Annotated in this window: 13 protein-coding genes; 6 read left to right on the plus strand and 7 right to left on the minus strand. The window is 69.7% G+C overall.

Translation table 11 applies throughout. The annotated features are described in order from the left end of the window. Positions 1-10: 10 nt before the first annotated feature. Genes ACQPZ4_RS26950 through ACQPZ4_RS26965 form a run of 4 tightly spaced genes read right to left on the minus strand, consistent with a single transcriptional unit; the run spans position 11 to position 4,070 of the window. Positions 11-1,549: an FAD-dependent monooxygenase gene (locus ACQPZ4_RS26950; protein WP_433040839.1), complete on the minus strand. Its 1,539-nt coding sequence runs from the start codon at positions 1,547-1,549 to the stop codon at positions 11-13. Next, the gene (locus ACQPZ4_RS26955) at positions 1,549-2,412 is read right to left on the minus strand and encodes an alpha/beta hydrolase (protein ID WP_433040842.1); all 864 of its coding nucleotides are present in this window, start codon (positions 2,410-2,412) and stop codon (positions 1,549-1,551) included. The genes ACQPZ4_RS26950 and ACQPZ4_RS26955 overlap by 1 nt, the downstream gene beginning before the upstream one ends. A 9-nt stretch (positions 2,413-2,421) precedes the next feature. Further along, on the minus strand, positions 2,422-3,267 hold the full coding sequence (locus tag ACQPZ4_RS26960; protein WP_433040845.1) for a fumarylacetoacetate hydrolase family protein: 846 nt from the start codon (positions 3,265-3,267) through the stop codon (positions 2,422-2,424). A gap of 59 nt (positions 3,268-3,326) precedes the next feature. Further along, complete coding sequence (locus tag ACQPZ4_RS26965) at positions 3,327-4,070, minus strand: GntR family transcriptional regulator (RefSeq protein ID WP_433040848.1); 744 nt, start codon at positions 4,068-4,070, stop codon at positions 3,327-3,329. A 120-nt stretch (positions 4,071-4,190) separates the two neighbouring features. Here ACQPZ4_RS26965 and ACQPZ4_RS26970 point away from each other — a divergent pair, with 120 nt between their 5' ends. Genes ACQPZ4_RS26970 through ACQPZ4_RS26995 form a run of 6 tightly spaced genes read left to right on the plus strand, consistent with a single transcriptional unit; the run spans position 4,191 to position 10,214 of the window. Further along, on the plus strand, positions 4,191-6,470 hold the full coding sequence (locus ACQPZ4_RS26970) for a transketolase-like TK C-terminal-containing protein (RefSeq protein WP_433040851.1): 2,280 nt from the start codon (positions 4,191-4,193) through the stop codon (positions 6,468-6,470). A gap of 14 nt (positions 6,471-6,484) precedes the next feature. After that, positions 6,485-6,961, plus strand: coding sequence for a nuclear transport factor 2 family protein (locus tag ACQPZ4_RS26975; protein ID WP_433040854.1), 477 nt, complete (start codon positions 6,485-6,487; stop codon positions 6,959-6,961). A gap of 29 nt (positions 6,962-6,990) precedes the next feature. Continuing rightward, positions 6,991-7,404 carry a hypothetical protein gene (locus ACQPZ4_RS26980; protein ID WP_433040857.1) on the plus strand — a complete coding sequence of 138 codons (414 nt, stop codon included), beginning with the start codon at positions 6,991-6,993 and terminating at the stop codon, positions 7,402-7,404. Beyond that, a complete protein-coding gene (locus ACQPZ4_RS26985; RefSeq protein WP_433040860.1) occupies positions 7,401-8,537 on the plus strand; it encodes an amidohydrolase family protein in 1,137 nt (378 codons plus the stop codon). The genes ACQPZ4_RS26980 and ACQPZ4_RS26985 overlap by 4 nt, the downstream gene beginning before the upstream one ends. A gap of 52 nt (positions 8,538-8,589) precedes the next feature. Further along, positions 8,590-9,477 (plus strand): SDR family oxidoreductase, encoded by an 888-nt coding sequence (locus tag ACQPZ4_RS26990; RefSeq protein ID WP_433040863.1) that lies wholly within the window; start codon positions 8,590-8,592, stop codon positions 9,475-9,477. Further along, positions 9,468-10,214, plus strand: coding sequence for an SDR family oxidoreductase (locus tag ACQPZ4_RS26995; RefSeq protein ID WP_433040866.1), 747 nt, complete (start codon positions 9,468-9,470; stop codon positions 10,212-10,214). The genes ACQPZ4_RS26990 and ACQPZ4_RS26995 overlap by 10 nt, the downstream gene beginning before the upstream one ends. Positions 10,215-10,362: 148 nt before the next feature. On the opposite strand, the gene ACQPZ4_RS27000 is transcribed toward ACQPZ4_RS26995, so the two are convergent. From ACQPZ4_RS27000 to ACQPZ4_RS27010, 3 genes are all read right to left on the minus strand, one after another. Beyond that, positions 10,363-10,698, minus strand: a complete 336-nt coding sequence (locus ACQPZ4_RS27000) for a hypothetical protein (RefSeq protein WP_433040869.1) — start codon at positions 10,696-10,698, stop codon at positions 10,363-10,365. A 422-nt stretch (positions 10,699-11,120) separates the two neighbouring features. After that, complete coding sequence (locus ACQPZ4_RS27005; protein ID WP_433040872.1) at positions 11,121-11,495, minus strand: hypothetical protein; 375 nt, start codon at positions 11,493-11,495, stop codon at positions 11,121-11,123. 2 nt (positions 11,496-11,497) lie between these two features. Continuing rightward, complete coding sequence (locus ACQPZ4_RS27010) at positions 11,498-22,369, minus strand: LamG-like jellyroll fold domain-containing protein (protein ID WP_433040875.1); 10,872 nt, start codon at positions 22,367-22,369, stop codon at positions 11,498-11,500. Positions 22,370-22,441 lie beyond the last annotated feature (72 nt).

A 22,441-nucleotide genomic window follows, 5' to 3' on the forward strand; every position in this document is an offset into this window, starting at 1 on the left:
GTCGCCCGGGTCAACCCACGGTTCCGCGCACCTGGTCGAGCAGCGCGCCCGGGTCGGCGGGGACGGTGTCGGCGCGCCACGCGATGTGCTGGTCCGGGCGGACCAGGACCAGGTTGGCCCCGTACCGCGGCCGCAGCCCCCGGTCGCGCAGATCCAGCTGCCGCAACGGCACGCCGCGCTCGGACGCCGCGTCCACCAGGCCACGAACCTCCTCGGAGCCGGCCAGGAGGAGCAAGGTCAGGCCGGGGCCGAGGTCGTCGTAGAGGGAGTGGCCGGGGCCGAGCCAGGTGTGGGGCAGGCGCGACCCGCCGCCCGCGGCGATGGCGGGACTGGCCAGGGCGATGTCGAGGACCAGCTCGAGGGAGTGGAACTCGGCGTGCTTGGTGGCCTGGATGCGCGCATCGGCGGCGTGCCGGGCCGCCTCGCTGGCGTCGAGGTTGTCGGCGAGCAGTTCGGTGGTCAGGACCGACATGTTCGCGGTCGCCTCGCGGATGACGCGTTCCTGGACGGGGCGGCGTTCAGTCTCGTACGTGTCCAGGAGGTCGTCGCCGGACCACCCGTCCAGGACGGCGGCCAGTTTCCAGCCCAGGTCGACCGCGTCGCCCAGGCCGGTGTTGAGGCCGTGCCCGCCGAACGGTGGGTTGAGGTGGGCGGCGTCGCCGGCCAGGAAGACGCGCCCGTTGCGCATCCGGTCAGCGATCTGCATCCGGGCGGTCCACGGGTCCGTGGAGCGCACCCGCGCCGGGACGGGACGGCCCACGGCGGCGTCGATGATGGCCTGGGCGGTTTGTTCGCCGGTGTCGCGGTCCACGCCCATGGCGATGAGCCACCAGGTGCCGGTCCGGTCGATCGGGCCCATCAGGGCGGGCGCCGCCGGGTTGATGATCCAGTAGTGGACGGCCGGGCCGTGGCGGACGTGCTGCCACAGGTCGGGGGCGTCGAAGACCATGCCGAAGTTGGGGCGCAGGGCCAGTTCTCCGACATAGTCGGCGCCCATCTGGGGGCGGGTGACGCTGCGCGGGCCGTCGGCGCCGATGAGGTACTGCGCCGTGACCGTCGAGCGGGCGCCGTGCTCGTCGGTGAGCACTGCCCGTACAAGAGCGGCGTCTTGTTTGAAACCCTCGAGCCGGAAACCGGTGGCGAGGGTGCAGGGCGGCAGTCGGGTGACGGTCTCGCGCAGCACCTCCTCGAGGACGTATTGCGGGACCTGCTGGCCGAGTTCCGGGAACCGGTCGCCGTCGGGGACGAGGCCGAGGACGCCGGTGAAGCGGGACAGTTCGTGGCCGGTGAGCGAGGTGCAGAACACCACGTCCTGCGACCAGCTCGTCGGCAGGGGGGCCAGGGCGCGCAGCCGGTCGGCGATGCCCCAGCGGCGCAGGTGCTCCATGGTGCGCACGTTGAGGGTCTTGCAGCGCGGCCGCGCGTGGGACACGGCCGCGCGCGGTTCGGCGACGAGGCACTGCACGCCGCGGCGGCCGAGTTCGACGGCGGCGGCGAGACCGACCGGGCCGCCGCCGGCGATGAGGACGGGGACGTGCGCAGGGAGCACTAGCGGCGCTCCGCCCAGGCGGCGCACTCCTCGGCGAACGCGAGCTGGCGCAGGTGCAGGGCGTGGCCCAGGGTGTGGTGGTCGATGCTGTGCCCGGTGCCGCGGGCGACGGCCGCCTCGACGAACGGCGCGTTGCTCAGCATCCCGGCGAACCGCGCGACATGTTCCGGCGCGCTGTCCCAGAGCATGTCGTGCTCCGCAAGAGCATTGTGCACCGGTACCCGCACCAGCGGCGCCAGCCCCGCCAGCCGCTCGGCCGGCCAGGCCGGGGCCTGGATGAGCTCGCGGACGGGTACCGGCGCGTAGGAGTCGTGGGCGGCCTTGACCGCCTCGGCGGTGAACGTGCCCTCGGGACCGAACATGACCTTGTCCCGCTCCTCGTACGGCAGGTCGATCGTCCCGTCGGGCGGCAGGGCGGCGAGGGCGTGCGCGGCGCCGTTGCTGTTGAGTTCGGCGCCCATGCCGGTGACCGACATGCCGATCAGGCCGAAGCGCGGCTGCGACGCGGCAACCATCGTGGCGATCATACCGCCGATGGAGTGCCCGACGAGGAAGACGCGGTCGGCGCCGGCCCGCTCGGCGGTCAGCGCGATCGCCTCGGCGAGCAGGTCGGCGTGCCGGTCGAAGGTGTTCTCGGCGGGGGCGAGGGCGGTGCTGCCGCCGTACCCGGGGCGGTCGAAACTCACGACCCGGTAGCCGGCGGCCGCGGCGGTGTCCATGAACGAGCCGTGCGCCGAGCCGGGCACGGCGAAGTAGCGTCCGGTGTACGTGCCGCCGTGCAGGGCGGCGATCAGCGGGCGGGCGGATGCGTCGGGGCCGGCGGTGTTGGCGGTGATGGTGAGGCCCTGGACGGTGAGCTCCATCGGGATTCCTTACTGCTCGACGAAGTGGTGGCGCATAGTGCCGATGCCGGCGGCGTGGGTGACGAGTTCGTCGCCGACCTGCAGCAGCTGTTTGGGGGTGCGGGCCCAGCCGATGCCGCTGGGGGTGCCGGTGAAGATGAGGTCCCCGGGCAGCAGGGGGACGACGGCGGAGAGGTACTCGACCAGCTCCGGTATCGAGAAGATCATGTCTGCGGTCCGGCCGTCCTGCATCTGGCGGCCGTTGACGAGGCAGCCGAGGGCGATGTCGTCGCGGTCGGCGAACTCGTCGGGCGTGACCAGGACAGGTCCGATGGGCGCGAACCCCGTGAAGGACTTGCCGAGGTTGAACTGCTGCGGCGGCGACCCGGCGAACTGCAGCTCCCGTTCGGAGAGGTCCTGCCCGGCGGTGAGGCCCGCGACGTACGACCAGGCCTCCTCGCGCGCCACCCGCTCGGCGCGGCGGCCGATCACGGCGACGAGCTCGGCCTCGAAGTCGACCGAGCCGGCCGGGCGGGCGATGGCGCCGGACGGTCCGGTGACCGAGGCCGGGAACTTGGTGAACACGACCGGGCGCTCCGGCAGGGCCAGCCCTGATTCCGCGGCGTGGTCGCGGTAGTTCAGGCCGATGCCGAAGATCTGCGGCGGGCGCGGGACCGGCGGGCCGAGGCGGGCCTCGTCGATCGCGACGTCGGGCGGGCCGTCGAAGGCGGCGGCCCAGGCGGTGAACTCGTCCCAGCGCGCGTAGACCGCCTGGATGTCGGCCGGGAAGCGGCCCCGGCTGGCGGTCTCGACGTCCGCCGCGGCCTCGGGGGTGCGGCCGAGGGCGAGTCGGTTGTCGAGGTTGTAGATGCGCATGAGGACCTCCGGGCTCCCGTTGCCGGAACCCTAGGCCTTATATGTGATAACAGCAAGCGCTACTTCGGCGGCCGCCCACGACGGCGCGGCGCGGCCGGCGCGGCCGACGCGGCCGGCTCAGCGACAGGCGCACGCAGCGCCAGCAGCGCCGTCTGCTCGTTGCGAGCCAGATGCTGGTGTACCGCCGCCGCCACGACCTCCGGATCGCGCTGCCGGAACGCGTCGAGCAGCTCGACGTGCGCATGCTCGCGCCGCTGGTGCTCGTCCGGGTCCGGGTCGAGCCGCCCGAACCCGATCCGGATGTAGCGCTCCGCGGCCCGCCACAGCGTGGTGAGAATCCGCAGGTCCCAGCCGGTCGCGGCGGGCGCGAGCAGGGCAAGGTGGAAGGCGTGGTGCGCCTCGTAGATCTCGTGGATCGTCCGCTCGCCGGCGCCGAAGCCCAGCGCGTCCTTCTCCAGGCGGTCCAGCTCGTCGGGTGCGAGCAGCCGGCACGAGCGCTGCGCGATCTCGGGCTCGAGGCGCCGGCGCAGGCGGTAGATGCCCTGCAGCTCCTCGAGGTCGAGCGGGGCGACGACGGCGCTTCGGCCCGGGCGCATGTGCACCAGGCCCTGGCTCTCCAGGCTGCGCAGCGCCTCGCGCACCGGAATGATGCTGACCTGCAGCATCTCGGCCACCTCGCGGAGGCTGAACTCGCGGCCGGGGGCCAGGTCGCCGGCCAGGATGGAGCGGCGCAGCTCGGCCATCACCTGCTCAGCCACGGAGCGGGACTCGATCGGGCGGACGGCCGCCCCCGGCTGCTCCACGCTGACGTTCGCCTCCCCTGCCGGCCTCGTGGCATCAACTATATGGCTGCGGCCCTCTTGCGCGCATTCGTGCGCTGCACCACTATGGCTCACGTTATATGTGATAACACGGAGGTGGTCATGACGGCGGCACTGCAGGAAGTCGAACAGCGCGTCCTGTGGCTGGCCACGGCGATGATCGACCACGCCAACCGGGTGCGGCCCAACGCCAGCGGGCTCAAGGTCGGCGGCCACCAGGCGTCCAGCGCCTCGATGGCGACCATCATGACCGCGCTGTGGTTCGGGCACCTGCGGCCCGAGGACCGGGTCTCGGTCAAACCCCATGCCTCGCCGGTACTGCACGCGATCAACTACCTGCTCGGCGAGCTCGACGAGCCGTACCTGCGGACCCTGCGCTCCTTCGGCGGCCTGCAGAGCTACCCCAGCCGCTCCAAGGACCCCGACCGCGTCGACTACTCGACCGGCTCGGTCGGCATCGGCGCGACCGCACCGATCTGGGGCGCCCTGGCCCGCCGCTACGTCGGCACGCTCGGCGACGGCGCGGGCGGGACCGGCCGGCAGTACTCCCTGGTCGGCGACGCCGAGCTCGACGAGGGCGCCTGCTGGGAGGCGATCCTCGACCCGATGGTCGCCGGGCTCGGCGAGGTGTGCTGGATCGTCGACCTCAACCGCCAGTCGCTGGACCGCGTGGTGCCGCAGATCGCCGCCGACCGGCTGCGCGCCATGTTCGAGGCGGCCGGGTGGCAGGTGCTCACCGCGAAGTACGGCCGGCTGCTCACGGAACTCTTCGAGCGCCCGGGCGGCGACGGGTTGCGCCGCCGCCTCGACGCGATGTCCAACGCCGAGTTCCAGCGGCTGCTGCGGTGCACGCCGGCCCAGCTGCGCGAGCGGCTGCCGGACGCACCGGCGGTACAAACGCTGCTGGACGACCTCGACGATGCGACCCTGGGCGCGGCGCTGCGCAACCTCGGCGGCCACGACCTGCAGACCCTGGGCGCGACCCTGGACGCGATCGACGACGACCGGCCGACGGTCGTGTTCGCCTACACGGTCAAGGGCTACGGCCTGGCCACCGAGGGGCACCCGCAGAACCACTCCTCGATGCTCACCGAGGCCCAGCTGCGCGCGCTCGCCGACCGGGTCGGCACGTCCCTCGACGCGCCGTGGGAGCGCTTCGACCCGCAGAGCGCCGCCGGGCAGCTGTGCGCCGAGACCGCCGCCCGGCTGCACCGCTCCCCTGCGGTGGCGCGCCCGCCCGCCGAGGTGCCGGCCGACCTCGGGCGGACCCCGGCTGGTACCGCCTCCACCCAGGCCGCCCTCGGCCGCGCCCTGCTCGACCTGACCCGCCAGGCGCCCGAGGTCGCGAGCCGGGTCGTGACCGCGGCCCCCGACGTCGCCTCGTCGACCAACCTCGGCGGCTGGATCAACAAGGTCGGCGTCTGGTCGGCCGACAACCGCCGCGACTGGTTCGACGACGACCCCGAGACCATCCTGCACTGGCGCGAGCGCCCCGGCGGCCAGCACATCGAGCTCGGCATCGCCGAGGTCAACCTGGTCGGCCTGCTCGGCGAGCTCGGCGCGACCTGGAGCCGCTGGGGCGAGCCGCTGCTACCGATCGGCGTGCTCTACGACCCGTTCGTCGAACGCGCGCTGGAACCCTGGTCGTTCGGCATCTACGCGGGCGGCCAGTCGATCCTCGTCGGTACCCCGGCCGGCGTCACCCTCGCCGCGGAGGGCGGCGCCCACCAGTCGATCAAGACCCCGTCGATCGGCCTGGAACAGCCCGGCTGCACCGCCTACGAGCCGGCGTTCGCGCTCGACCTCGAATGGTCCCTGCTCGCTGCCCTGGGCAGGCTCGGGCGGCCGGGTGGCGAGTCCGCGTACCTGCGGCTGTCCTCCCGGCCGGTGGACCAGGCGCTGGCCGCGGTGCCCACCGATCCGGCCGCCCGGGAACGCCGCCGCCGGCAGGTCGTGGCCGGCGCCTACCCGCTGCGCCGCGCGCCCGGCACCCCCGCGGTGACCATCGCCGCCATGGGTGCGCTGCTGCCCGAGGCCCTCGCCGCCGCCGACCGGCTCGCCGCCCTCGACGTCGCCGCCGACGTGGTGTGCGTGACCAGCCCCGGTCTGCTGTTCCGGGCCTTCCAAGCCAGAGCCGGCTTCGGTACCGCCCAATCGTGGATCCTCGACGCCGCCTTCCCGCCCGACCGGGCGGCGCCACTGCTCACCGTCCTCGACGGGCACCCGCACACCCTCGCCTTCCTGGCCGGGCTGCACCGGGTCCCGGCCCGCCACCTCGGCGTCACGTCCTTCGGCCAGTCCGGCGAACTGGACGCCGTCCACCGCCACCACGGCATCGACACCGACAGCCTGGTGCGTGCCGCGCTCGACCTCACCTTCTGATTGGAGCCGTTCCGATGACACCCCTGTCCCGCGACGAACTGATCGCCCGCAACCTCGCCGTGGTCGAGGACCACTTCCACAACGAGACCCCCGACACCATCGACAAGGCGATCGCCGGGTACACCGACGACATCGTCTGGGAGGTCCCCGCCCGCGGCCTCGTCCTGCGCGACCGCGAGGAGGTCAAGCAGGAGTACCTGAACATCTTCGGCTCGATGACGATCCACAAGATCACGAACCTCTACCGGTTCGCCACCGAGGAGTGGGTCTTCGACGACAGCATCTTCGAGTGGACGCTGACCGGCGACGGGTTCCGCAACTGCCCGTACCCGGTCGGCACGCGGGTCAGCATCCGCCTGCTGCACGCCTTCCAGTGCCGCGACGGCAAGATCTGCCGCGAGAACGGCTACGAGATCTGGCGCCGCGCCGACGACACCGCCCGCGTCAACGACGACGTCCCGGAGGGCGCACACGTCGAGGTGTTCTCCTGACCCCCGACGGCGCGGCGCCGCCCTGTCTCATGTGCGACCTGGAACGTGGCGACGGCTCGGGGACGGTCTTCCGCGACGAGCACTGGGCGGCGCAGATCGTGCCCGGCTACGACGTCCCCGGCTGGTACATCCTGCGCGCCCGCCGCCACGCCGAACGCATCACCGCACTGGACCCGGCCGAGCTCGCCTCGTTCGGCCGGCGGGCCCAGGACCTGGTGGCCGCGGTCACGGAGGTCACGTCGGCGCCGGCCACGTATCTCATGGTCTTCGGCGAGAACTACCCGCACTTCCACGCGCTGATCGCCGCGCGGGGCGCCGACGTCCCGGCCGAGCTGCGCGGCGGCAACATCATGGCGTTGCGGAGCAGCCATACGGACGCTTCCGCCGCTTTTGGTCTCCTGCCCGGGGTGCAGGCGGCCTATGCCCGCCGGGCGGCCACATGAGTGCCACGGTGATCACCGGCGTGCGGGTGTTCGACGGCGCTCGGCTCGGCTCGCCGGTCGACGTCGTCATCGCGGACGGCCTGATCAGTGACGGGCCGCCGCCGCCCGACGCCGTACGGGTCGACGGGGCCGGCGGTGCGCTGCTGCCCGGGCTCATCGACACCCACGCGCACGTCCATGCGCGGGCGCAGCTGGAGAGCATGGCCGCGTGGGGCATCACCACGGTGCTCGACATGGCGGCGCCGGACCTCGCGGCCACCATGGCGCTCAAGGGGCAGCCCGGCCTGCCGGCGCTGTTCACGGCCGGGCGCCCGGCCAGCGGGCCCGGGTCGATGTTCGTGACGAAGATGGGGCATCCGGCCTCCTCCGCCGTGAGCGGGCCGGACGATGCCGCGCGGTTCGTCGCGGACCGGGTCGCCGACGGCTCCGACCACATCAAAATCATCGTCGAGGACCCACGGTTCCCGGGCGCGAAGCCGCTCAGCGAGGCGACGGTCGCCGCGATCGCCACGGCCGCCCGCGCCGCCGGCCTCGTCAGCGTCGCCCACGTCGTGAGTCCCGGCACCTTGCGCACCGCCCTGGCCGCCGGCGTGGATGTGCTCACCCACACCGCGGTGACGAGCGGCCTCGACGACTTGGAGGCGCTCATCGCGGCGCGGCCGGTCACGCTCATCCCGACCCTGGGCATGATGGACGGTGTCGTCGGTTCGATCGGCCGGCGCCTGCCGATCCGGCTGCTCTCGCTTTTCGTGCCGTCGATGCGGATGCGGTACCGGCATGCGGAGGAGACGGTCGCCGCCTTCCACCGCGCCGGGCGGGTCGTCCTGGCCGGGACCGACGCCAATGACGAGCCGAACGCGCCGTTCCAGGTGCCGCACGGGCCGTCGCTGCACGACGAGCTCGCCCGCCTCGTCGCGGCCGGGCTCACTCCCGTCGAGGCGCTGCTGGGGGCGACCGCGCGGGCCGCTGAGGTGTTCCGGCTGCCCGACCGCGGCGTCATCGCCCCCGGCCGGCGGGCCGACCTGCTGCTCGTCGGCGGCGACCCGACCCGCGACATCACCGCCACCCGCGACATCCGCGCCGTGTGGATCGGCGGCGTCCTCGTCCGGTCGCCGGAAGGGAGCCTGTCGTGATCCTGGTGACCGCGGCCGGCGTCCTTGCGCGCTCGCTCGAACGGAGCCTGTCGTGATCCTGGTGACCGCGGCGAACGGCAATCAGGGCCGCCTGCTGGTGCCGAAGCTGCTCGCGGGCGGCGCATCCGTGCGGGCGTGCGTGCGCAGCGAAGCGTCCGCCGCCCGCTTGCGCGCCCTCGGCGTCACCGAGGTGCTCGTCGGCGACCTGAGCGAACCCGCGTTCGTCGCCGCGGCCGTGCAAGGTGTCGACAAGGTGTACCACGTCGGCCCGACCCTGCACCCCCACGAACGCGCCATGGGCCTGAACCTCGTCGACGCGGCGGCCGCGGCCGGCGTACGGCACTTCGTCTTCAGCTCGGTCCTGCACGCCGTCACCACGGCCCTCGTCCAGCACGAACTCAAGCGCGACGTGGAGGAGCACCTGCTCTCCTCGGGCCTGGAGTTCACCATCCTGCAGCCGGCGAACTACATGCTGCCGCTCAAACTGCGCCCGGCCTTCGAACGCGGCGTCTTCGAGCTGTCCTGGTCCCTGGAGCGCCGCCAGTCGATGGTCGACCTGGACGACCTGACCGACGTCGCCCGCCTGGTCCTGACCGGCGGCGCCTCGCATCACGCGGCGACGTACGAGCTCGTCGGCCCCGGCCGCTTCACCGCCCACGAACTCGGCGCCGTCATCGCCCAGGTCGTCGGCCGCCCGATCGAGGTCCGCGAGATCGACGCCGACACGTACCTGCGGTCCTGGGTCGGCGACGCGAACCCGGCCGACGTGGCCCACGAGCTGCGCGTGCTGCGTTCGATCACGGCGCGGTACAGCAGCCACGACTTCGTCGGCAACCCCAACACCCTGACGTGGCTGCTGGGCCGCCCGCCCACGACGTTCGAACAGTACGTGCGCCGCCAGTACGACCAGTACGTCCGGCGGGAGGGCCCATGGAGCTGACCGGCAACACGATCCTGATCACCGGCGGCGGCACCGGCATCGGCCGCGGCCTGGCGGAGCACCTGCACCGGCGCGGCAACCAGGTCATCATCGCCGGCCGCCGCCTGGAGATGCTCGATTCGGTCGCGGCGGCCAATCCGGGGATGCGGGCCGTGCGCCTGGACGTGTCCGACCCGGCGAGCATCGCCAGTGTTGTGCCGCGGGTGCTCCGCGACCACCCGGCGCTCAACGTCCTGGTGAGCAACGCGGGCGTGATGCACGCCGACGACCCGGCCGCTCCCGTCGACGACGCGGTACTCACCGCCACCGTGGCGACGAACCTGCTCGGCCCGATCCGCTTGATCTCGGCGTGCATCTCGCATTTGCGCGCCCAACCGGCCGCGACAATCGTCACCGTCTCCTCGATGCTCGGGTACGCCCCGCTGGCCAGTTCGTCCATCTACTCCGCAACGAAGGCGGCGCTGCACTCGTACACGCTGTCGCTGCGGTACCGGCTGCGGGGCACTTCCGTGGAAGTGCTGGAGGTCGCGCCGCCGTACACGCGGACGGCACTGATGGCGGTGAACCTCTCCGATCTGCGGGCCATGCCACTGGCCGACTTCCTCACCGAAACCATGCAGCAGCTGGAGACCGGCGAACCGGAGGTCCTGGTGGAGCGGGCCCGGGCCCGGCGCGACGCCCAACGCCCAGACGAGATCGGCGTGACGGAACGCTTCAACGACCTGATGCGCTCCTGACCAGCGGCAGTGCTTGGATGGCATGAGCACCGCATACCGTTCAGCAGACCAGAATTGCTTCCGCTTGATGTCCACAATCGCCCACCGGTGCGGCAGCTCTGTGCTGTTTCAGGTCGACCATCCTGCAGTCACTCTGGTGCGCTCCAGACTAGGCTTGTGCCTGCGCTTTCAATGCCGAGAGCGCCCACTTGGAGACTGCAGGATTACCAGGCAGGTCCGTAAGGTCGACGGCCGTCCACCGGGCTTCGGAGATCTCAACACTTGGAGACAGCTCGTCCGAGATCGCGTTTAGCCTGGCAATCTTCAGGTATCCGAGTTTGCCATTGTTGGCGGTCAGATTTTCCTCCGGCACGAGGGCGGACGGCTCCAACTCAACGCCTTCTGTCCAAAGTCGCCCATCCCATTGACCTGTGCGCATACTTTTGCGATAGTTGAAGACAACGCCGAAGTTGACCGGAGCGCGCGATCGCGCACCTTCGCGCACTATGCAACTGTCGTCTCATGTTGAGAGACGAACCGCTCGCCGGAACAGGTTGCCAACTATGGATATTACCCGGTGCCATATGGCCGCCGCGCGAACCTCACAATGGAAAGTCATTACTCCATGGCGCGTCGAGCAAATCGGGGTCCACGCCCGCCTCTAGGACGACCTCTAACGCCGACCACGGCACCGGCACCGGTACCGGTACCCGAGAAGGCCCGCATTGCGGCAGGTCCAACTGGGCGTCGCTGCAGCTTCTTGGCCTGGTCGTTGAGGTCATACTCGGGGTTGGCCGCGTCCTGGGCCGCTTTCTCAAACCCGGACGCGGTGAAGCACGACTTGGTGCGACAAACGCTCCTTCAACGCCTACCGCACGCGCCGAACATGGGGTCGCTACAAAGTTTCGCCGAGCGATTCCGAACCCATCAAAAACCGAATTCAGACGGAACTACAGCAACCTTTCTCCGGAACGCGTCGAGGACCAGGTCACCCTCGTTGAGCATTTCCTCCAGGCCGACTTCCTTCGAATCGTCATAATCGGAAGTCCCATGGCTTTCTACCAAGTCCGCAAGAAGGTCTGCGACCGCGAGTAAGTCGAGGTAGCGGAAACCAGCCACAGCGAGCTCAAACTCTGCCGGTTCGATAACCTCCATCGCAAACCCCAGGCCACCACCCATCATCGCGTTAAAGGCTCGCAGGACATGCGACAGCTTCGCGACCCCTACCGGCACACCTGCCGGAACGGCGCCTTCGATGCTGTAGTCGACTGCCTCGTTGTACGCATCATCAAATGACTTCACCACTACACATCCCCCGGCAGGCCCTCTTTGCCATACGTCTTCAACGTGTTGATAACATACATTCCAAAGTCAAACTGCTGATTAAACGGCATACCTGTGAGCATTTTCCGAATTGATTCGTTACCCGTCCAATTGAAGGTCTTGGAGTAATAGCCGTTCTTCGCAAAGTTGATCTTACTGTCTAGCAGCATCATGTTATCTGGATGGTTAATCCACTCTTGCGGAAACCCAGACTTTCCTGCCTGGGTCTGTTCTACAACGTGCTCCCAGTTGAGGGTTTCACCAGGCCCTGCAAAGTCCCTGGCTGGCCCCATTGCGGCTACCCAACCTCCGGCCTTGTCGTAGTTCGGGAATCCTTCCGCAGCACAGGTACAAGAGGGTCCACCGCAGTTGTGGACGAGGAGTGGCTCATTGCCGGCTATCACATAGTACGAGTGGACGGTCGCGACGGTGAGGTTCCGCATCCACGAGCTGCCAGCATAGCTGTGGACCGCCAGGAGCGTTATCGATCCGGTTGGTGTCCGAAGCTGATGCCTCGCAACGAGGTCCCCGGCGGCGACCCATGCACCGGCTGTCTCGTCCCAGATGGGATGGTGCGCGGTGGTGTGCACGATCGCGGTAGATCCACTGGCACTTCCGTTGGCGAGCCCGGCGTCCGCCACCACAACACCGGTCGCCGCCACGCCAGTCCCGGCGAGGACGGTGAGGTCGGTGAGCTCGGTGTCCTTGTTCAGGTGCAGATCGGTGACGGGCTCCCCCACCGTGAGATCATTGGCGGGATCCGTGCTCAGGACCCGGTCTCCGACTTTGATGTCTTCGATGGCCTTCGTACTGCCATCGGCCATCAGCACCGGCGTTGCTGGAGCAAAACTGTTTCCGGGAGCTGTGCACCCTTCACGTTTCGCCGGCGCAGCCGTCTCGTCAGGTGCCGCCGACGAGCCTCTGGCACCACGAGCTGCTCGAGCCCCACCGAGGACGCCGCCCGTTATCGCCCCGCTCACCGCGCCACCGACAGCACCCTCACCTGCCGCGGCCGCGAACCCGCCGGCGGAACAGTCATGAGCACGGACGCAGGTTGAGCCGTACTCGGCCGCACCCGAGGCTGCGCCGATGAGGCCGCCGGTGAGCGCGCCGCCGACGGCTTCGCGGATGGCCCCTGCGGTGACCTTGGCCGCGAGGGACGAGGCGCCGTTGCCGACGATCTTCGAGGCGAGCGCGCCGCCGACTTTGGAGGCGGCGCCGCCCAGCGCGCCGCCGAGGCCACCAGCCAGGGCACCGACACCGACGCTGACCGCGGCGTCGATCCAGACCTCTTTGCTGAGCATGTCCTTGCCCTGCAGGTAACTCGTGCTCAGCGAACTCACCAGGCCACCGAGAGCGCCGCAGCCGATCGCGCCGGGAACGGACAAGGCACCGCCGGAGGCGACCGTGACAGCCGTTTCGCAGATAACGCCAACAACAGCGCCGGCGATGGTGCCGAGAAGGCCGGCGTTGCGGCAGGTCCAACTGGCGTCGCACTGCAGCTTCTTGGCCTGGTCGTTGAGGTCCTGCTCGTGGTTGGCGGCGTCCTGGGCCGCTTTCTCAAGCCTGGATGCGGTGTAGGCGGCGACGTCGTCCAGTTCGTCGGGGTGCGCCGAGTTCTTCGACTCGTCGATCTGCTGGGCGATGTCCCGTGGGTCGATGCCTTGCAGGACCTCCCGCTTGATGACGATCCCGTCGATGCTGACGTAGCCGTCGTCGGTCTCGATCAGGGTGGTGCAGTTGGCGAAGTAGTTCGCCGTGCCGTCCGGGTTTCGTGGGCAGGACTGCTGCTCGTAGAGCTGTTCGCCGTGCTGGCCGTGCGCGAGGGTCGGTTTCCCGTCGTTCGGGCCATGGACCGTGGGCCTGTGGCCGGCGCAGCCGCTGCCGTTCGAGTAGTAGGAGTTGGGTCCGCAGGCCGGGCCGCTGAGGTCGAGGTTGAGGCCCGCGGTGATCCAGTGGGTGCCGGTCCATTCGTACTGTGGTCCGGAGCCCTGGTCGTGGTAGTGGCCGGTGAGGTCGGTGTCGCCGAGCGGGTTGCCGCTGTAGGCGAACGGGTTGGCGTCGCCGGAGTTCGGGCTCGGGCTGTTGGCCACGGAGTCGCGGGAGTCGAACTGGCCGGTGTCGGGGTTGTACCACCGGGCGGCCATGTTGACCCGGCCGCTGGAGGACTCGGTCCAGCCGGACTGGAAGCCCAGGTTCCCGGCCGGCGTGTTCGAGGCGGTGACCTTGCCGAGCGGGTCGTAGTTCGTGGAGCCGCTCAGCACCGTGGAGGTGGCGGTGAACTGGCCGACGACGTCGAGGTGCTGGTCCGTCCAGGAGTACAGCGACGCGCTGCTGGTCTTCGTCCCGATCAGGCTGTCGTCGGGGCTGCGGGTGTACTTGTTGGTGCCGTCGCCGGCGAGGGTGTTGCCGGCGCCGGTGTAGGACAGCCCGGCGATGACGAGGCGGCCGAGGGCGTCGTAGGTCCGGGTCGCCGTGCCCTGGGTGATGGCCTGGTCGAACGCGTCGGAGGTCGTGTTGGTGGTGCCCGTGGCGGCGACGGTGGACTTCAGGGTGCCGCGGGCGGTGTAGCTGTAGGTGTTGCCGCCGCCGGTGGTGAGCCGGTCGCGAGCGTCGTAGGCGAAGGTGCGCACGCCGTTCTGGGTGCGGTTGCCCGACGCGTCGTAGCCGTAGTTGGTGGTGGCGAAGCCGTTGTTCCAGGACGTGAGCCGGTCGGACCAGTCGTAGGTGTACGTGTTCGCGGCCGATCCGGCGAAGCCCGCGGTGGTCTTCGACGTGATGTTGCTGTTGTTGTCGTAGCCGTAGCCGATCGAGGCGACCGTGGCCGACGCCGAGGTCTTCAGCGTGTCCGAGGTCAGACGGTGCAGTCCGTCGTAGCCGAAGGTGCGCTGGTTGCCGCCGTTGTAGGTGATCGATGCGAGCTGGTTGAGGGTGTTGTAGCCGACGGTGAGGTTGACGCCGGTGCCGCTGTTCGTGACCGTCCCGAGGCGGCCGAGGCTGTCGTACGTGTAGCCGGTGGTGCCGGCGGCGTCCGTGCGCGTGGTGACCTGCCCGTCGGCGTTGTAGCCGAACGAGGATGCGCCGGACGGGCCGGTGGTGGACAGCAGCAGGCCGCGGTCGTCGTAGGCGAAGGTGTCGGTGCCGCCCGGGGCGGAGGCGCTGGTGACCCGTCCGTCGAGGTCGTAGCCGAAGGTGCGGCTGGTCGTGGTGGCCTCGGCGCCGGCGCCGGTCTGGCCGGTGAGGTTGCCGACGGTGTCGTAGGCGTTGGTGAGGGTGACGCCGCCGGGTTTCGTCGTGGTGGTGGCACGGGCGTTGGCGTCGTAGGCGGTGGTGAAGGTGCGGTCGGGGAGGTTCGGGTAGGCCGGGGTGCTGGGCTCGATCAGCGATTCCGGCAGATTCCAGCTGTTGTACGTCGTGATGAACGGATTCCCGCGCCCGTCGGTGTAGCGCGTGCGGTTGCCGGCGGCGTCGTAGCCGTAGGTGGTCGTGATGGAGGTGGTCGCGGTGACCGGTTCGACCTGCGACACGAGCGCGTTGGTGGCGTCGTAGGCGAACGTCGTGGTGTGCCCCCGCGGATCGGTGGAGGACACCATGTTGCCGTTGCGGTCGTAGGCGGTGCTCGCGGTCGTCAGCTGGTTGTTGCCGGCGTCGTACGCCGACGCCCGCACGGGCCGTCCGGCACCGTCGTAGGCCGCTGTCGTGTAGGTGTTGTCGGGTGCGGTGGTCCGGGTCACCCGACCGGCGAGGTCGTAGGTGTAGCCGGTGGTGTGGTTGAGTCCGTCCTTGACGGTCAGGGTCTCGCCGACCGTGTTGTAGGTGTAGGACGTGGCGACGTTGCCGGCGGTGGTGACCGTCGACAGCCGGCCGGCCGGCGCCGCGTAGGTGTAGTTGGTGGTGTACGCCTGACTGCTCGGTTGGCGGACCACCTCGGTGGCGGTGACCTTCCGGCCGAGGTAGTCGTAGGTGGACTGCGCGACCGCGCCCGTCGGGTCGGTCACCGAGAGCACATCGCCGAGCTTGTCGTAGGTGGTGTGGGTGACGCCGGTGTCGGGTCCGGTGACCGTGGCGAGGTTGCCGAGCTGGTCGTAGGCGTAGGTCGTCTGGTGGCCGAGCGGGTCGGTGGTGGTGGCGACCTCACCCAGCTTCGTGTACGTGCGGTAGCTGGTCGCGACGATCGGCGTCGAGGAACCCGGGGCGGTGTAGGACGGCGCCGTGCTCGATACGGGCCGGCTTTCTGCGTCGTAGGCAATGACCGCGCGACGGCCGTTGGCGTCGACCTGCTCGACCGGGTTGCCGAAGGTGTCGTACCCGGTCATCGTCACCGGATGGGCGAGGACCGCGGTGCCGCCGCTGGTCTCGGTGTTGACGGCCGGTGCGGTCAGCGCGACCCGCTTGCCGGCCTCGTCGTAGTCGAACGTCGTGACGTTGCCGTTCGGGTCGGTCTGGGTCGCGGCGAGTCCCAGGTCGTTGTACGTGTAGCGCGTCGTGGGCCGGTTCGTGGCGAGCGCAGTACCGTTGCGGCCGTTGCTGTGCAGGGTCGCGGCCTCGGTCGCGCTGATCGTCCGCTGATACACCTGCACGTTGGCCACGGCGCCGTTGAACCATTCGGCGGCGGCGCCCGCGGTGTGGCCGCGGCCGATGGCGACCGGGCCGGCGGCGTTCCACCGGCCGGTGAGGGTGGCGGTGCCGGCCTGACTTCCGTCGACGTACAGCGTCATGGCGCCGGTGGCGGCGTCGAACACGCCGGTGAGGTGGACCCAGGCCCCGGCGGTCGCGCCGGTGGAGGAGGTGGCCTGGGTGAGGGTGCCGCCGTCGCTGCCGCTCATCGCGAACGACCATTTGCCGGTGCTGGAACTGTACTTCAGGGCGTAGCCGGCCCCGTTGGTGCCTTCCTGCGACACGACTGTCTGGGTGCCGGTCAGGTTCGCGGGTTTCGCCCAAGCCGACACCGTGAAGCTCTGGGTGGTGTTGACGGCCGGTCCGCTGGTGGCGACGGCGGCACCGGACCCGTTGAACGTCGCCTCGGGCGACCAGGCGAGGTCGGCGGTGGCGTACCCGGTCTGCTGACGGCCGGAGGTGTCGACGACGGTGGCTCCGTAGGCGGTTTCCCCGCCGATCAAGGGCCACCAGCCGGAGGGGCTGCCGGCGCTGTCGTCATAGGTGGTGGACGATGTGACGTGGCCCGCCACGTCGTAGGAGGCGCTGCCGCTGATCGATGCCCCGGTGCCGTCAGTGAGCCGGGTCGACAGGATGGCGTCGTCCGGGGTGTAGACGTACGTCGTGGTCCGGTTGACGCCGGTCGGATCAAGGGTTGCCGAGGTCAGGCGTTTGGCCGCGTCGAAGGTGTAGCTGGTGGTCGTGGTGTTGTCGTTGGTCTTCGTCGAGATGACGTTGCCGGCGGCGTCGTAGGTGTTGTTCGTCTTGACGTACGACGTGTCGTGGACCGGGTCGGTGCGGGTCTCGGTTGCTGTGAGCCCGTTGTCGGTGTACGTGAAGCTGGTGACCCAGCCCATCGCGTCGGTCACCGACGCGAGCCGGCCGCTGCCGTCGTAGGCGCGCGAGGTCAGCACCAGGTTGGTCGCGGCACTCGGGTTGACCGGATCACCGGTGTAGCCGACGAGGGTGGTGGTGAGCAGTTTGCCGTCGGCGTCGTACAGGAAGTCGGTCTCCTGGCCGGTCGCGTCGACGATCTTGTTGGCGTTGCCGTAGGCGTCGTACCCGTACGTTGTCTTGGCGTTGGTCGCGTCCGTGGACGAGGCCATCTGGTCGTGACTGTTGTAGGTCGCCGACTGGGTCCGTGGCGCGTCGCCGCCGGTGAGGTCGGCGGTCGTGCGGGTCAGGACCGCGCCCGATTCGGTGTAGCTGGTGTTGACCTGAGCGGTGTGCACGGCGCCGGTGACCCTGTCGAGTACCGGTGGGCTCGTGACGGTGACGAGCCGGTTGGCTTTGTCGTAGACGAACGTCGTGGTGAGGTTCGCGGACCCGGACGACTGGGCGGAATGGAAGGTGACCGCGGTGTTGTCGGCCAGGTTGGTGTCGTAGTAGGCGTACTGGGTGGCGACAGTGCCGTCGGCGTTCTCAACGCCGACCCCGGCGGTGCTGCCGAGCTCGAGCGGTTCGTCCGAGTCCAGCCCTTGATAGTTGGTGGTGACGTCACCGTTCGCCTCGTTCAGGACCACCTCGAAGCTGACGCGTTTGGTGCTGTCGGCGTACAGCTGCATGTCGCGCCACTCGATGACGAACTGGCGGTTCGGTGCGGCGCCGACGGTCTTGGTCGCGATCCACGAGGTGGTGTCGGCGATGAGGTCGGTCCAGAACGGGTAGATCGCGGCGTTGGGCGCGGCGGCGTCGGGCAAGGCCGTGGCCTGGCTGTCGCTCTCACCGTGGTCGGTGAACGACATCTCGCCGTTCGTGGAGATCCACGCGCTGCTGTACTGCTGGCCGTAGAACGAGAACGCGAACGGCAGGGTGACCTGGGCGTAGTCGTCGTCACCGGTCAGCCCGGTCGCGGTGTCGGCCGGTAAGTAGGTCTTCGTGGACGTCGACGCGGTGTAGGAGCTGACCGGACTGCTGCCGGGGTTCGAACCCCGGGTGATCGTCGTGGTCAGGGCCCGGCCGAGGTTGTCGTAGGTGTAGTTGGTGACCAGTCCGGACGCGTCGATGGTCTGCGCGACGTCGCCGTTGTGGAAGTACTTGGTGGTGCTGACCGAACCGCCCGGGGTGGTGGCCGTCGTCGCGAGGCCGGGCGGGGCGAATCCGCCGTCGAGGGCCGCGACCGTCGTGCCGTCGGTGTAGGTCGTGGTCGTCTTGCGGCCGTTCGGATAACCGGGAAGCGGCGGGCCGGTGACGCCGATGACGTTGCCCTTGGCGTCGTACTGCATCGTCGTGAGGTAGGCGTTGTCGGTCGCCGACGACGAGCGCCCGTCGCGGATGGTCGAGATCAGATCGTTGAGCGGATTCGGGTCGAGCGCGGTGGACGTGTCGTCCGGCAGGTACGTGTAGTACAGCGTCGAGCAGGTGTTCGTGGCCTGGTTCTGGCAGGTGGTGCGGGAGACCAGGTTGCCGCGCACGTCGTGGCCCTGCGTCTCGGTCTTACCGGCGCCGTCGGTGACGGTGTGCAGGAACCCGCCGGTGTCATAGCCGTAGGTGGTGGTGTTGCCCAGGCCGTCGGTGAGCGAGATCGGCCGTCCGCCGTTGGCGAGATCGTTGACGTAGGTGATCTGCTTGTTCGTCGGGTCGGTCACGACCGAGGTCGCGATCGGCATGTTGTTGGCGTCCTTGGCCCACGCCGGCGCGGCGATCTGCCACGTGCCGCCGTTGTGGTCGATCACCTGGTTGACCCGGCCGTTGCTGCTGTCGTAGCCGACCTGCGCGAACGTGCTGCCGGTCCGCTCGCTGATGGTGCTCAGCAGCTTCGTGCTCGAGTGTCCCGCGTTGTACAGCGCGGCGACGGTCTGCGGGTCGAGCCACTGGTCGTAGAACGCGACCTCCGCCATCGAGCCGTTGAAGTACAGCGGCGTGGCGTTGTTGCTCCCGGCGTGTGAGTTGTCGGCCCAGCCGCCGCCGATGAACCCGGCGCCCAGGTAGATGTTGTCGGCCAGGTGGTCCAGCGCCTGGATGGTGCCGTTCTTCGTGTCGACCTGGGTGCCGTCGAGGTACAGCGCCTGCTTGCCACCGGCGCCGGAGAGCACCGCCTGATGCCACACCCCGTCGGCGACGTTCCCGCCCGCCGGCGACGCCATCGTGGTGATGTTGTTGTCCCAGAAGGTGCCGCGCAGCTGGCCGGACTGGCCGATGTACATCGCCGGCACATAGCCGCTCGTCGCCGGGGACGACGTGATCGGGCCGCCCTGGTAGCTGAACAGCACCGAGTTCTTCGTGCTCGTCTTGAACCACAGGCTGATGGTCTGGAATCCGAGGTTGTTCACCAACCCCGGCGGAAGCGTGACGCTCGACGACGTGCCGTTGAAGGTGGCGGTCTTGCTCGTCGAGCCGGGCAGGGCAGAGGCACCGCCGAGCGTGACGTTGGTGTACGTGCCGTTGTCGGCGCCGGCGTTCGCCAGCACGGTGCTGGTCGCCGCCGTGCCCGACGTCTCTCCCAGCCGCCAGTACGAGTGCGGCGCGGTGTTCTGCACCATCTGGGCGTAAGGCGACCCGGTCGTATAGGCATAGGTGACACACGCGGTCGCCGACGTCGGCGGGCAGACCTTCGTGAGCTGGTCCCCGCTGTAGGTGTACGTCCAGGTCTGTACTGAGTTCGGGTCGCCGGTCGTCGCCGGGTCGCTCGCGGCCGTCGTCACGTGTGGGCTCGCGGCGCCGGTCGGCGTCTGCCAGGTGAGGTGGATGGCCCGGCCGGAGGCGCTCGAGGTCATCGTGGTGATGTGCCCCGAGGTGTACGCGAACGTCTCGGACCGCCCGGCCGCGTCGGTGATCGACGAGATGCCGTACGCGCCGCCGCCGAGGGTCTGCGTGAACGAGTACGTGGTGCCGTTCTTGTCGATCAGTGTGTAGCCGCCGCCGCTCACCGGTGTGAAGGTGGCGAACCGGCCCTGCGGCGGGACGAACTTGCCGTCGTTGTTCCGCCCGAACGCGACGTCGCTGCCCTCGGGGTAGGTGACCGTGACCGTGGTGACCGCGCCCGTGTTCGTGTCGTACTGTTCGGCCGCCCTCGCGTCGAGCAGGCTCGCCCATCCGGCGCCGAAGGCCTCCGCGATCCGCGGGTCCGAGCTGTTGTAATTGCGCTGCACCGCCAGCGCCGGCCCGGGCGTGGCGACGGTGAGGTCCGTCCCACTGCTGGTGTAGTTGCCGACCCGCGCGTCGTAGCCCTGCCCACTGGTGTTCTGCGACAGCCTCGAAAGGATCTGTGGCTGCGGGACACCGGTGACGAGGGTGTGGATCGCCGCCGACTGGTCGGAGTACGCCCCAACGCCGTCTTGGACCTCGACGGTCCACGAGTACACCTTGCCCCAGCTCAGGACGCCGGCGGGCACGGTGTAGCGGCTGGCGCTCGTGAAGCCCGACTGGTTGACCTCAACCGGATGGCTGTCCGCGTCCGGCGTGTAAATGTGGAAGTTGTACTGCAGCGGCGTGCCCGGCCAATTGTCGGGGTCCGAACCGTTGGCCACCAACTGCGGGGTGAGCGTCGGGGTGTTGTAGTTGTCCGGCGGGTACTGCGCCGCGACCACCGGGCGCACGTTGTCTTCGTAGGTGACGTCGATGTGCGGCGCGTTCGCGCCGGCGTCGGCGGAGTCGAACTGCTTCCACGCGTTCTCGTTCGTCATGCTCGCGCTGAGCGCCACGCCATAGTTCGCGTCGCCGCGCACCCAGGCGTCGAAGGTGGACGCGTCGAGGTCGACGCCCATCCACGAGCCGACATTCGGGTTCTTGCCGGTGTTGGCGCAGGTGGCCGCGGTCGCCTTCTGGGAAAGGGAGCCCATCTGGTTGTCCCACGCGGGGCCCGGGAACGAGATGGAGGCCGGGTTGTAGTTCTGGAACACGTGGTAGACGTTGAAGGCGGCGGCGCTGCTGCACTGGTACGCCCAGATGTTGAACAGCCACAGCTTCACGGCGGTGACCCGCCGGTTGGCGAACCCGTTGGCGAAGCCGTCGAACTTCAGGAACGAGTTGGCGTGCGCGTTGCCGTTACCGCCGACGTCCGACGTGCCGACGCGCAGCGTCGCCTCGTGCGAGTTGTCGCCGGGATTGCTCGGCTCGACGTACGTGTCGGAGCTGGTGTTCCACGAGGGGGCAACAGTCGGGTCGACGAAGACGGGGAAGACCCGGGCCGGGTCCTGCAGCCACGCGGTGTCGACGCTGACCTGCAGGGCGGGTGCGCCGTCGACGGTGGTGAGCCGGTAGGTCACGGCGTTGGACCGCGCCGGGTCGCCGGTATGCGGGTCCACATTGGAGTCGACCATGTAGCCGGCCGGCACCGTGCCGGTCACCACACCCGCGCCGTCGACCAGGGAGATCGACCCGTCGAGCTCCGCCCGTGCGGTCAGCCCCTGCAAGGCCAACGGGAAGGTCCAGGTGTCGGCCGCATCGGCCGAGTGCAGGACGATGGTCTCCTTCAGCCCGCGGGGCATCATCCGCAGGCGCAGGTCCGTCCCCGGCAGCACACCGCTGTACGTGGCCGTGTCGCCGTCGATGGTCGCCGGAACGTCCGCCGCGCCGGAAAGCCGGAACGCGAAGCGGTGCGCCGCGTCGAACTGCAGGCTGCCCAGCGTCGCGTCGCCGGCCTTCGGGCCGAGGTCGAGGCCGACGTCGTTGGCCCGCTGACGCAACCGCCCGCCGGAGCCGGCGGCGATCGAGGTGTCGATCGGGGTCCAACTGCCATCGGCGGCGCGGTAGTTGACGTCGCGCTGGTAGATCTGCTTCGTCACGCTGCCGTCGGCGTTGTCGAACACGTCCGTTCTGGCGTCCGACAGCTTGGCCGACCGCTTCGACGTGGACTTGTCGAACTTGCCCGCCTTCGGCGCCGTCGCCGTCTGCGTCTGGGCCTGCACGTGCGGGGTGTACGGGGGCAGTTCCCCCGCACCCTTGCCGGGGGCGTGGCCGTTGCCGCGGCGCGCGTCGGTCGATCCGGCGGGCACGGAATGCGCGGCGCCGGTCGCCGTCCCGTCCTGCTGCCGGGGTGTCGGGGGCAGCGGCGGCGCTGACCAGGACCAGGGCTGGCCGAGCCAGTCGGTCAGCCAACCCACCGGCCAGCCGGCCATGGCCTGCGTACCGGGGCGGCCCTGCGGAATGCCGGACACCATGACCAGCACGATCGCGATGACCGTAGCGACCCGGCGCCCGATTCGGCCGGTCAGGCCTTTTCGGGCACGGCGACGACCAGGAATGACCGAATTCATGTCGGCCAACCTCCCCCGTTTATGCAGATTTACGGGCGCCATCTTTATGGTTTGCAATCCGCATTGACAAGG

Source organism: Dactylosporangium sp. CS-033363 (assembly GCF_050942475.1).
Classification (GTDB): Bacteria; Actinomycetota; Actinomycetes; order Mycobacteriales; family Micromonosporaceae; genus Dactylosporangium.